The following is an 11887-nucleotide window of genomic DNA, read 5'->3' as shown; positions in this document are numbered from 1 at the left end:
CATTACTTCCTTTCTTTCATTAATTTCCAAAAAGTATCGCTCCATTCAGTCATCAAAAGTGTTAATTGTTCCATTTTTTCTTTGCCCATCTTTTCAGCGGTTTTTTCTTCCAATTCCATTAATGGAGTCATCACGCGCTTAGCATAATCTTTCCCTTCTGCGGTTAGTTCACAATATTTAACACGATTATCTTTCTCAGACGGCGTCAAATTAATGAAACCTTGCTCATATAAAAGATGAATTCCCTTATTAATTGATTGTTTAGGTAAATCAGACAATTTAGTCAGTTCTTTTTGAGATAATTTTGGACGAATTAATAACTCATAAAGGATGACTGATAAATAATTCGAAAGGTTAGCTTTTTCAGACCAATAGTCATAAGCCTTATTCCCGCGAATTATTGCTAAATTTAATTCTTCTGTGTCACTTACTTCCATGATTGTTCTAGCCTTTCTAAAAATAGTCTACCTGTGTACTTTTATAATATTAGTATACAAGTGGACTAATTGTCAAATTGAGAATCAAAAATACACTCAAATGAATAGCTTTGACAACTGTTGTGTTCTTGTTAAATTAATCAATAAATTAGAAAAATAAGATAAAACAAAAATAACCCAGGTACTCTTACTTGTACCTAGGTTATTTTTTAATTTCTATTCAACAAGAATTCTCTGGGAATTATTTGATAATTACTATTTGGATCGTAAATTGTATCTAAACCTACTCCAGGATATTCACCATAGTCACCCCAGTAGATTAGTTGGTTTTTCTTACCTGAAACTTGGAAGTATAATTGGGGATCTTCGCCACTTCTATCAATGACTGACTTAGACACTTTTACTTTTTGACCACGCTTGTAAACAGTTTTATTTTGCTTGAAGTTTTCATCATAGCCATATACATCTGTTTCTAAAGTTACATAAGTTGGCTTATTAGTATACATTACATGTCCGTTAATCGTATTAACGTTAGCTGCTTTAATATAACCACCATTACCAATTGCATAGTATTCTTGGCCTTTAATGGTTTTGATAGTTGAAGTTTTAGCAGTCCCGTCGTCACTAGTATTGTAGAAATAATATGATGAACTATTCGTTGCATTAGTTATCTTGCCAGTATAGCTAACAATACTACCAGCTTTTAAAACCACATTCTTTTGACCATTAAAATTATTTAATCGTTTACCATTCTTATCATAAATATAAGAATTATGACTTAATCCCAACAAACCTTTACCATTATATTCAGTCACATAAGCAGCACGAACATATTCGCCTTTCCCAACTTCAAAGTAAGTTTGAGGAATATAGTAAGTTCGCTTTTGCTTAGAAGTAATCTTAGTCCCAGCTTTAATATAGGCCTTTCCACCACGATAAGTCTTCAATCTTTGGCCATTTTTATCATAAACATAGGAATTACGTGAAATAGTAATTACACCAGTTTTTTCATTACTAGTGCCCATATTTCTAGATTTGATGTAACCATTATCGCCTAACCAAACATAGGTGTTTTCTTTGATAATGGCTACAGATGGGAACCATCCACTATAATATTTCTCACCATTAAGAAGGACGGGTTCACCGATAATCTTAATCGTTTTACCAACTTCTAATTTAGTAGTGGGCTTTGAAATTTTCTTTCCATTTTTATCATAAACAGGAATACTTACACCATTAAGGTTATTCGTTAATTTAATTGTATTTACTTGCTTTTCGCTAGATTTAGTTGCTGCTTGAACAGTAATATTATTTTCTACTAAACCTAAAACACTGGGACTTACTGTTAACAAAGCAGCAATTGAAACTGCTGCAATTTTCTTGTTAAACTTCATTTTTCAACCTCAGAAATTAATTTCTAGTTAATAAAAATTCTCTTGGGACTGCACTATAAATTGCATTGAAGTTTGGATCATAAGTAGCACTTGCGCCTGGATATTCACCATAATCGCCCCAGTAGATCAATTTGTTCTTCTTACCAGCAACTTGGAAGTACAATTGTGGATCTTCACCACTAGTATCAATTACTGATTTAGAAATCTTGACCTTTTGACCACGTTTATAGACAACTTTATTTTGCTTAAAGTTTTCGTCGTAGCCATAAGTATCAGACTTAAGAGTTACATAAGTTGATTTAGTAGTAAAAATTGTTCGACCATTGATCATATTTACATTAGCTACCTTGATGTAGCCACCATTACCAATTGCATAGTATTCTTGGCCTTTAATTGTCTTGGTAGTTAAGGTCTTAACCGTCTTTTCATCATTATCACTATAGAAGTAATACAATGAGCTATCTGTAGCATCCTTTATTGTGCCAGAGTAGCTGACAATACCGTTAGCCTTCAAAACAACATTCTTTTGACCGTTATAGTTCTTAAGACGCTTACCATTTTTGTCGTAAACGTAAGAGTTATGATTCAAACCTAACAAACTCTTACCGTTATATTCGGTTACATAACTAGCACGAATGTAGTGACCATCACCAATGTTGAAATAAGTTTGTGGCAAGTAATATACTCTGCTTTCTTTAGAAGTAATCTTAGTACCTGCTTTGATATAAGCTTTGCCTCCGCGATAAGTGCTCAATCTCTTGCCATTCTTATCGTAAACATAAGAATTGCGTGAAATACCAATGACACCAGTTTTTTCGTTACTTGTACCCATATTTTTGGCTTTAATGTAGCCATTATCGCCGAGCCATACATAACGTGTATCCTTAATAATCGTTAAAGTTGGAAATTGTTGGCTATAGTATTTTTGCCCCTTGATAATTACAGGGTCGCCATAAGTCTTGATGGTTGTACCTGGGTCTACCTTAAAAGTAGAACTAGAAATCTTTTTGCCATTTTTGTCATAAACTGGAAAATTTTCACTACTAATTCCGCTAACTAACTTAATTGTTCCTTCTTGAGTTGAAGTTGATTTAGTTGCAGCTTGGACAGTTACAATATTGTTCTCCACCAATCCCAACACGCTAGGGCTGATTGCTAATAACGCAGCTGCAGACGCTGCTAAAAATTTTTTGTTAAATTTCATTTTCCTAACCTCGATAATATCAATTATACTAACTTAATTTTACTCGGTTATTTTTATAAGAGCTATCTTTTAACCTACTACAAATTATTATTTGTTGTCAGTCCTAAATTAGTAAGCTATAATTTCAATTATTAGATACCTAACAATCAAGGAGAAAAATCATGACAACTAAATCTCAAAAATTTGATCAAATGAATCAACAATTACGCCTTTATATGAAAAATTCTCAACGTTTGTTTGCCGAAAGTACAGCTTCTTTACATCTTACTCCACAACAAGCACGCACACTTGGTTTTATTAAGCGAAACCCTGGAATTATTCAACGTGAATTAGCTGATAATTTTCATTTACGTGGAGCTAGTATTGCTAATATGGTCAAAAACTTGGAACGCGATGGCCTTATTATTAGAAAGAGTGATCCGAATTCTGCTCGTATTAAACGTATCTACATTACAGAAAAAGGAGCAGAAAAAGTAAACGAAGTCTATAAAGTTTTCAAAATTACTGCTGAAAAAATTACTCACGATCTTCCTACAGACATAATCGAACAATTGACTAACCTACTCTCTGATTTAAATGACTATTTAGAAAAAATAAATAGTTGACAGTTAGATATCTATCTGTTTTAATGTTATCCATCAACTAATTAGTTAGATATCTAATTGTTATTTGGAGGTTACAAAATGGATAGACCAAGATCATTTTCATCTGTTGAAAATTCAAAAGAGAAATTTAAGTTCTCTAGCTTTTTTAATTTAGTTGGTCAAACTCATCCGCACTATTGGCAACTAATTTTAGGGACAATTTTAGGACTCATTGCTACAGCCGCTAACCTATTTGTTCCCCAGCTAGCTCAAAAATTAATCAATAATTTCAAAAATATTAGTTCTACTTTAATAGTTATTGCAATTATTGTTTTTATTGGTGGATTATTAATTAGCGCTTTATCAGGTTTAATTTTAGGTATTTTTGGAGAAAATGTTGTTGCCAATTTAAGAAAAAAATTATGGCAAAAGTTACTTCATCTACCTGTCTCCTATTTTGATAATACTAAGACTGGTGAAATTTCTTCTAGATTAGTTAACGATACTTCACAAGTTAAAAACTTACTTGCCAATACCTTACCCAACGCCATGACCAGTTTACTTCAATTCTTTGGGGCACTCGTCATTATGCTTACAATGGATTGGCAAATGACTTTAATTATGTTTATTGCTGTTCCGATAGTCTTACTGGCAATGCTCCCTATTATGCGTCAGTCACGAAGCATTGGTAGAAAACGTCAAGATGAATTAGCTAATTTTTCCAGTGACTCAACAAGTACACTGAGTGAAATTCGATTAGTCAAATCTTCAAATGCTGAAAACAAAGAATTAAATACGGGATACTATAGAATCAATTCCTTGTTCAACATTGGAAAAAAAGAAGCCTTAATCAACTCTTTAACTCAACCATTAACTAATATGTTAATGATGATCCTTTTCTTAGGAATTTTAGGCTACGGTGCTATAAGAGTTATGAACGGCAGCTTAACTATGGGGGCACTAATTTCATTTTTAATGTATCTTTTCCAAATTATGTCACCTGTTTTGATTATTAGTCAGTTCTTCACCGAGTTATCAAAAACTAGCGGCTCTACGCAAAGAATTAAGCAAATACTTGACGAGCCTGAGGAATTTTCTCAAGATAACAAAACTGATGATCTTTCTAGTCAAGAATTGACTTTAAATCACATCAACTTTTCTTACGAAGATGGTAAGCAAATCTTACACAATGTTAATGTTACAGCAAAGCCCAATACCATTGTTGCATTTGCTGGTCCATCTGGCGGCGGCAAATCTACTATCTTCTCGTTAATCGAACGTTTCTACAAACCTACTTCCGGTAAAATTAAAATTGGTGATGAAAACATTGAAAATATTGATTTAGCGTACTGGCGTAAACAAATCGGTCTTGTTGGGCAAAATTCAGCTGTAATGCCAGGAAGTATACGTGAAAATTTAATCTATGGTCTCGATAAAGAGTTTACTGATGATGAATTATGGCATGTTCTTAAAATGGCTTATGCTGATAAATTTGTTAAAGAAATGGAGGATGGACTTGATACTCAAATTGGTGAACGCGGTATTAAACTTTCTGGTGGTCAAAGACAGCGTATTGCTATTGCTCGAGCATTTTTACGTAATCCAAAAATACTAATGCTTGATGAAGCAACAGCTAGTCTTGATTCCGAATCTGAAGCAATGGTCCAAAAAGCTTTAACTGATTTAATGAAAAATAGAATGACTTTAGTAATTGCTCACCGTCTTTCAACTATAGTTGACGCAGATAAAATTTATTTTATTGACCATGGAACCGTTTCAGGCTCTGGTACTCATCAAGAATTAATCAAGTCAACTCCTCTTTATGCCGAATATGTAAAAAATCAATTTAAAGAGTAAAAAAACGTTAAGGAATAATTTTAATTCCTTAACGTTTTTTATAATTAATTTTTCCAATATTTTTTTATAAATTCAGCCCGTCCACCTGATTCTTCAATTGCATACCGAAACGGATCTTTTTTATAAAAATGTTGATGATACTCTTCAGCAGGATAAAATGGTTGAGCCGGCTCGATTTTAGTAACAATTGGTTTGTCAAACCTACCACTAGCTTCTAATTCTTGCTTAGATTTCTCAGCAAGTATTTTTTGTTCAGGAGAATTATAGTAAATTATTGGACGATATTGGTCACCTCGATCTTGAAATTGCCCCATTGCATCCGTTGGATCAGTTACTTGCCAGTAATATTGTAATAACTTTTTATACGGCATTTGTTCCGGATCATAAGTAATTTCAACCGCTTCAGTGTGCCCAGTCGTTCCTGTACAAACATCTTGATAAGTGGGATTAACAAGATGTCCACCAGTATAACCACTAACTACTTTTTCTACACCCTTCAAAGTATCAAAAGGCTCCACCATACACCAAAAGCATCCCCCAGCAAAAATTGCGGTATCATATCTCTTTTTACTTTTTACCATAATCGCACCCTCTGCCTAAAATAATTTTTTATATTCACCGTAGCCTTTTTCATCTAATTCATCATAAGGAATAAAATCTAAAGCTGCTGAATTGATGCAATATCTTAATCCTCCCTTATCTTGGGGGCCATCAGTAAACACATGTCCTAAATGGGAATTAGCCTGCGGACTCCTAACCTCTGTTCTTTCCATATTGTGACTAGTATCACGGCGATATTTTAACTTTTCAATCGGTTTGGTAAACGAAGGCCAACCACACCCAGCATCATATTTATCTGCACTAGAAAACAGTGGTTCACCTGACACTACATCAATGTAGATTCCCTTTTGATAAAAATTATCATACTTACCAGTAAACGGTATTTCAGTCGCCCCATGTTGAGTTACTTCATATTGTTCAGGAGTTAATTTATCAAGATTTCTTTCATTCATCTAAAAGCCTCCCTAATCTAGGTATTCTAATTACGTTAACCATAGTCTTACACTAACCAATATTCAATTTTTTTGCTTACAAAAAAGAGGACTATCATCCGTTCAATAGCAAGTATTTTTTGTTATATCTTGCTCTTAAATCTTAGAAATAATAAAACTTTTACATCTTTTTGAATCCATCCATATTATGGTCCAAAATTTTTACATCCTGTCCAGCTTGTTGCTTTCTAATTACTCGATTTTCTCCCCATTCAGACATTGCCAATAAAATATCTCTTAAACTTTTTCCTTCATTTGTTAGATAATACTCAACTTTAGGAGGAATTTGATTATAAACTTTCCGTTCTATAATTCCATCATGCTCCAGTTCTCTTAATTGTTGAGTCAAAACTTTTTGAGAAATATTAGGAATTAATTTCTTCAATTCTCCATTTCGTAGCTTACTACCTCCTAAATGACATAGAATAATAGGCTTCCATTTACCTCCAATTACATCAAGAGTAGCTTCAACTGCTAGATGATAAATTTTTTTAGTCATTAAAACCTTGTTCCTTTCAAATTATTACTTTCAAGTACCTATATTACTCTTAAGTGCCTACTTACTTTTTGTTAGTTTGATAGATAAAATAATTTTTGTTGATTAAACGGAGGTATTTTATGTCTAACAAAAAAATAAAAATTGCTTTATTTGCACTGTCTGTTACATTTTTTGCCGTTGGGGTGACAGAGTTTATTAGTGTGGGGGTACTTCCCTCAGTAGCACATGAGTTCCATATTTCAACTTCAACAGCAGGTTTAATTACTACTATCTATGCGCTAGGAGTTGCTTTAGGTGCTCCTATTCTAACATTAGTGACTGTTAACCTAGTCAAAAAAAGAGTAATTTCAGGTGGCCTAATAATTTTTGTAATAGGACACCTCTTGATTACATTTGCACCTAATTTTAATACAATCTTAATTGGCCGATTTATTGCTGGATCGGCACATGGCCTACTATTTGCGCTTAGTTCAACAATAGCTGCTGAATTAGTTGGAGAATCTAAGCAAGCAAGTGCAATTGCCTTTATCTTTTCGGGATTCACAATTGCCACTGCTATTGGTGCTCCACTTGGTACGTCAGTTAGTGTCTACTTTGGCTGGAGGATTCCCTTCTTTATAATAGCAATTTTAGGATTTATTGCTTTTATTCTCAATACGATGATATTACCAATCACCCAACCTTCTTTTAAAAAAATTAACTTATTGTCCCAATTAAAGTTAGTTATCCATCCCCACATCATACTTACGCTTTTAATAACAATCCTTGGCTACGGTGGAACTTTTGCAGCATTTACCTATCTTTCTCCAATTTTAGAAAAAATAACTCATATTCAAGTTAACTATATTAGCTTTATTTTAGTTATTTATGGAATTGCAATTGCAGTTGGTAACAGCCTGGGCGGAAAACTTGGCAATAATAACCCTATAAAAATTTTACTTATCATATTTATTATTCAAGCTATTGCTCTCTTTACCTTCTTTTTTACTGAGACTAATGCTACTTTAGCAATTATCAATATTATAGTTTTAGGATTAGTTGCATTTATGAGTGTTCCTGTTTTACAATCTTATGTTCTTTCTTTAGCAAAAAGTTATCAACCTGACGCTGTTGAGATAGCATCATCACTTAATATTTCTTCCTTTAGTTTTGGAATAGTTCTTGGTTCATTTATAGGAGGTAAAGTTATTTCAAATATTGATCTGGCCCATACTACAATCGCTGCTGGGATATTAGTAACTCTAGCCATCTTACTTATTTACTTTGAAATAAAAATGGAGAATAGACGCATAAACATTAAACTTTAGACTTTCTAAATAATTTCTTATTATTTTTTATAAAAATTGCTTACTGTTATTTAAAAAAACGAGTGTATTCTTATAGTCAAGAGCAAGATAATCAAACTCTTACTTTATTTGTTACTTTCCCCCATTGATAAATAAAATACACATTAGCACATCTCTCTTCCCCAACCTAGAGATGTGCTTTTATTTTTGCTAAAACTAGTTGTGCTTAAAACTAGTTTGACTTATAGTAATCTCTGTCGTTATAGAAAATGTAGATTATATTCCTACAAAATATTCTATTAAATAATTGTCATAAACGAAGGGAAGAAAAGATGAGTGAACAAGGAAAACCTGAACTTTGGAAAAGAAATTTAAGAGTCCTCTCTGTTGCAGTTTTTATTGCAGGGATTGCCTTTTCAGAAGTTATGCCTTTTTTATCACTTTATATCGATACTTTAGGTAAATTTACACATGCACAACTAAACTTTTGGTCAGGATTTGTTTTTTCAGGAATTTATTTTGTTTCTGCAATTGTCTCACCTTGGTGGGGTAAACTAGCTGATAAAAAAGGACGTAAATTAATGATTTTACGAGCATCCTTGGGAATGTCAATTGTATTAGCTGCTATGGGATTAGTTACAAATGTTTGGCAATTGTTTTTTCTAAGAATGACTCAGGGATTTTTTGCTGGATTTGTTTCCAACTCTAATGCCTTAATTGCTACAGAAACGCCTAAAGAAAAATCCGGTCAGGCTTTAGGAACAATGGCTTCTGCATTTACTGCAGGTAACTTACTAGGACCATTCGTAGGTGGTGCTTTAGCTTCTGCATTTAGTTACAGAATCACCTTCTTTATTACCGGCGCATTATTATTGATTGCTTTCTTCTTATCATTATTTTTTGTTCATGAAGATGATTTCAAACCTATCACTGAAAAGAAACTTGAAAGTACTAAGGGAGTTATTTCATCCCTACGCTCACCCATGTTAATTTTTGGACTTTTATTGACTACTCTTATTATTCAGGCAGCTAATAATTCTATCAACCCTATCGTTTCCTTATACGTGCAGCAATTAATGCATAATCAAGGTAACGTCGTTTTTGTCTCAGGTGTCATCGCAGCCATGCCAGGGATTGCTACTTTCTTAGCTGCTTCCCGTTTTGGTGCTTTAGGCGATAAAATCGGAACTCATAAAATTATTATTGGTGGATTTATCGGAGCAACTATTCTTTTCTTTTTAACTGCATTTGTTCAAAATACTTGGCAACTTGGAATTTTACGTTTTCTTGTTGGCTTTACCGATGCCTGTCTTTTTCCTCAAGTTCAGACTCTTCTTACTAAAAATTCTCCAGCACAAGTAACCGGACGTATCTTTTCTTGGAATCAAAGTGCCATGTATATTGGGAATATTGTCGGTCCGCTTTTAGGTTCAACCGTTGCTGGACTTTCTAGTTATAGCATGGTCTTTATTGTTACTGCTATAATTGTGGTGATAAACTTAATTTTATTTAGAGCTAATGTTGTAAAAAACTTAAACTAACAAAAGTTGCTAATTTTCATGATTTCTTGCTTTAACTTGACTTCATTTTTAAAAAATTGTTAAATATAAGACAAGTAAATAAGTGATGACCTTTAATGTTAGTCCCGTGAGGCTAAGAAGGAAGTCTGCGTTAGCTACACAATTCTTTTTTGTGCAAGCCTAAATACAGGAAGACTATCTTAGACTCTATCGTCAGATAGTCTTTTTCTTTTGGTCATCCATAGAAAGGAATTTTTATGAAAAATCAGGATAATTTTCGCAATCCCGATGCTATTTTAGATGTTTATGAAAAACCGGGTCCTAGCCAAGGAATTCTATTAGCACTCCAGCACTTGTTTGCAATGTTTGGTTCAACCGTTTTAGTACCAATCTTAGTTGGTATTAGTCCAAGTATTGCTCTACTTTCTTCGGGGATCGGTACATTAGTGCACATGGTATTGACTCGATTTAAGATCCCGGCATATTTAGGATCAAGTTTTGCATTCGTTGCAACTATGCAAGCCCTAATGAAGCAAGATGGCTATCCCGCAATTGGTCAAGGTGCGATTGCTGCTGGACTTGTTTACGTAATTGTGGCTTTAGTCGTAGCTAAAATTGGCTCAGCCTGGGTGGATAAAGTTCTGCCACCAATTGTTGTTGGACCTGTGATCATCGTTATTGGTTTATCATTAGCAACAACTGCCGCAAATGACGCCATGATGAATAATTCCAAATACGATTTAAAATTTTTTGGAATTGCCATTTTTACTCTAGCAATTACCCTATTTTTCCAAATGTTCTTCAAAGGCTTTACATCCCTAGTGTCCATTCTTTTAGGAATTGTATGTGGTTACATCCTTTCATGCTTCTTAGGAGTTGTTGATTTCTCATCAGTTGCCAAAGCCGCTTGGTTCTCTTGGCCAGCACTTGATGTGCCCGGTATTTCTTACAAATTAAAATTCTACCCTGCCGCAATTCTAACAATGGCGCCAATTGCCTTTGTGACCATGTCAGAACATATGGGCCACATCATGGTACTTAACTCTCTGACTAAACGTGATTACTTTAAAAATCCTGGTCTTCATAGAACTCTAATGGGTGACGGTCTTTCAACAATTATCGCTGGATTTATCGGTGGACCTCCAACTACCTCCTACGGTGAAAATATTGGTGTTTTAGCTATGACTAAAGTTCATTCCGTTTGGGTTTTAGCTGGTGCAGCAGTATTTGCAATTATTTTCTCCTTTATCGGGAAAGTTGCTGCTATTATCGATTCAATTCCAATGCCAGTTATCGGAGGAATCTCTTTTCTTCTTTTTGGTACAATTGCTTCAAGTGGCTTGAAAATTTTGGTAGATAATAAAATAAACTTTGATGAAAAAAGAAATATGTTGATTGCTTCAGTTATCTTAGTTATCGGAATTGGTGGGGCATATCTTCAACTTGGTAACTTTCAGTTAACTTCTGTTGCCCTTTGTACTATCATGGGAATGCTTTTAAACTGGATTTTACCCCAACATGCAGCTAGCGAAGTAAGTCATCAAAAAGAACTAGAGCAAAATAAGAAAAAATAAATTTTTACTAAAAAAAGCATCCCTGACAGGATGCTTTTTTATTTCAAAATTTTATAATATTACGAGCTGGTGAAAACTCGGTAATTCATTGCCGAGATGAAACCAGCTTTTTCGGTGATTTTCTATTTTATTTAGTATATTTTTGAATTTGCTATAATTTTTGCTACGAGGAGGTGAAAAAATGTTAGCTGGAATTAAATTAAGACTCTATCCCAATCAAATTCAAAAAGATAAATTAGCCCAAATGTTTGGTAATGATAGATTCGTTTGGAACCAAATGTTAGCGATGATGAATGAAAGGTATAAAAATAATCATCACTTGCCATTTCTAGGAAAGTATAAGTTAAACTATCTTTTGCCATCGATGAAATTAGAATTTCCATTTTTGAAGAATAGTGATTCCTCAAGTTTGCAAGTTATAAATGAGACTTTGAATAATTCTTGGAAGAAATTCTTTCAACATAAAGGTGGTAGACCCCA

At 33.6% G+C, this 11887-nt stretch carries 12 protein-coding genes; 6 read left to right on the top strand and 6 right to left on the bottom strand.

Annotation, left to right across the window (positions count from 1 at the left end):
- Nucleotides 1–2: 2 nt before the first annotated feature.
- From HDR40_RS06895 to HDR40_RS06885, 3 genes are all read right to left on the bottom strand, one after another.
- A complete protein-coding gene (locus HDR40_RS06895) occupies nucleotides 3–437 on the bottom strand; it encodes a helix-turn-helix domain-containing protein (protein WP_290627760.1) in 435 nt (144 codons plus the stop codon).
- Nucleotides 438–646: 209 nt separating this feature from the next.
- Nucleotides 647–1831, bottom strand: a complete 1185-nt coding sequence (locus HDR40_RS06890; RefSeq protein WP_290627758.1) for an SLAP domain-containing protein — start codon at nucleotides 1829–1831, stop codon at nucleotides 647–649.
- Between the two features lie 16 nt (nucleotides 1832–1847).
- A complete protein-coding gene (locus HDR40_RS06885; protein ID WP_290627756.1) occupies nucleotides 1848–3035 on the bottom strand; it encodes an SLAP domain-containing protein in 1188 nt (395 codons plus the stop codon).
- Between the two features lie 161 nt (nucleotides 3036–3196).
- Between HDR40_RS06885 and HDR40_RS06880 the strand changes: the two genes are divergently transcribed.
- Together HDR40_RS06880 and HDR40_RS06875 are read left to right on the top strand one after the other, a co-directional pair.
- A complete protein-coding gene (locus HDR40_RS06880) occupies nucleotides 3197–3640 on the top strand; it encodes a MarR family transcriptional regulator (RefSeq protein WP_290627754.1) in 444 nt (147 codons plus the stop codon).
- Nucleotides 3641–3718: 78 nt separating this feature from the next.
- Nucleotides 3719–5476 carry an ABC transporter ATP-binding protein gene (locus HDR40_RS06875; RefSeq protein WP_290627752.1) on the top strand — a complete coding sequence of 586 codons (1758 nt, stop codon included), beginning with the start codon at nucleotides 3719–3721 and terminating at the stop codon, nucleotides 5474–5476.
- 44 nt (nucleotides 5477–5520) lie between these two features.
- On the opposite strand, the gene msrA is transcribed toward HDR40_RS06875, so the two are convergent.
- The 3 genes from msrA to HDR40_RS06860 form a co-directional block, all read right to left on the bottom strand.
- Nucleotides 5521–6057 (bottom strand): peptide-methionine (S)-S-oxide reductase MsrA, encoded by a 537-nt coding sequence (gene msrA, locus HDR40_RS06870; protein ID WP_290627751.1) that lies wholly within the window; start codon nucleotides 6055–6057, stop codon nucleotides 5521–5523.
- A gap of 15 nt (nucleotides 6058–6072) precedes the next feature.
- Nucleotides 6073–6489: a peptide-methionine (R)-S-oxide reductase MsrB gene (gene msrB / locus HDR40_RS06865; protein ID WP_290627749.1), complete on the bottom strand. Its 417-nt coding sequence runs from the start codon at nucleotides 6487–6489 to the stop codon at nucleotides 6073–6075.
- A gap of 160 nt (nucleotides 6490–6649) precedes the next feature.
- A complete protein-coding gene (locus tag HDR40_RS06860) occupies nucleotides 6650–7027 on the bottom strand; it encodes a helix-turn-helix domain-containing protein (protein ID WP_290627747.1) in 378 nt (125 codons plus the stop codon).
- Between the two features lie 119 nt (nucleotides 7028–7146).
- Between HDR40_RS06860 and HDR40_RS06855 the strand changes: the two genes are divergently transcribed.
- The 4 genes from HDR40_RS06855 to HDR40_RS06840 all read left to right on the top strand — a co-directional run.
- A complete protein-coding gene (locus tag HDR40_RS06855) occupies nucleotides 7147–8334 on the top strand; it encodes an MFS transporter (RefSeq protein ID WP_290627745.1) in 1188 nt (395 codons plus the stop codon).
- 272 nt (nucleotides 8335–8606) lie between these two features.
- Complete coding sequence (locus tag HDR40_RS06850) at nucleotides 8607–9854, top strand: multidrug efflux MFS transporter (RefSeq protein ID WP_290628043.1); 1248 nt, start codon at nucleotides 8607–8609, stop codon at nucleotides 9852–9854.
- 236 nt (nucleotides 9855–10090) lie between these two features.
- Nucleotides 10091–11407, top strand: a complete 1317-nt coding sequence (locus HDR40_RS06845) for a solute carrier family 23 protein (protein ID WP_290627743.1) — start codon at nucleotides 10091–10093, stop codon at nucleotides 11405–11407.
- Nucleotides 11408–11588: 181 nt separating this feature from the next.
- Nucleotides 11589–11887 (top strand): transposase (locus tag HDR40_RS06840; protein WP_290627741.1); only part of this gene is annotated, 299 nt, incomplete at its 3' end.

The organism is Lactobacillus sp., from assembly GCF_014803895.1.
The sequence above is the reverse complement of the archived record's forward strand: the minus strand, read 5'-3'. Positions and strand labels throughout refer to the sequence as shown.

Excerpts from the sequence above, each read along its gene's own strand:
- HDR40_RS06875 (WP_290627752.1), top strand. The coding sequence starts at position 3,719 with ATGGATAGACCAAGATCATTTTCATCTGTTGAAAATTCAAAAGAGAAA.
- HDR40_RS06895 (WP_290627760.1), bottom strand. The coding sequence starts at position 437 with ATGGAAGTAAGTGACACAGAAGAATTAAATTTAGCAATAATTCGCGGG.
- HDR40_RS06855 (WP_290627745.1), top strand. The coding sequence starts at position 7,147 with ATGTCTAACAAAAAAATAAAAATTGCTTTATTTGCACTGTCTGTTACA.
- HDR40_RS06880 (WP_290627754.1), top strand. The coding sequence starts at position 3,197 with ATGACAACTAAATCTCAAAAATTTGATCAAATGAATCAACAATTACGC.
- HDR40_RS06845 (WP_290627743.1), top strand. The coding sequence starts at position 10,091 with ATGAAAAATCAGGATAATTTTCGCAATCCCGATGCTATTTTAGATGTT.
- msrA (WP_290627751.1), bottom strand. The coding sequence starts at position 6,057 with ATGGTAAAAAGTAAAAAGAGATATGATACCGCAATTTTTGCTGGGGGA.
- msrB (WP_290627749.1), bottom strand. The coding sequence starts at position 6,489 with ATGAATGAAAGAAATCTTGATAAATTAACTCCTGAACAATATGAAGTA.
- HDR40_RS06890 (WP_290627758.1), bottom strand. The coding sequence starts at position 1,831 with ATGAAGTTTAACAAGAAAATTGCAGCAGTTTCAATTGCTGCTTTGTTA.
- HDR40_RS06860 (WP_290627747.1), bottom strand. The coding sequence starts at position 7,027 with ATGACTAAAAAAATTTATCATCTAGCAGTTGAAGCTACTCTTGATGTA.
- HDR40_RS06885 (WP_290627756.1), bottom strand. The coding sequence starts at position 3,035 with ATGAAATTTAACAAAAAATTTTTAGCAGCGTCTGCAGCTGCGTTATTA.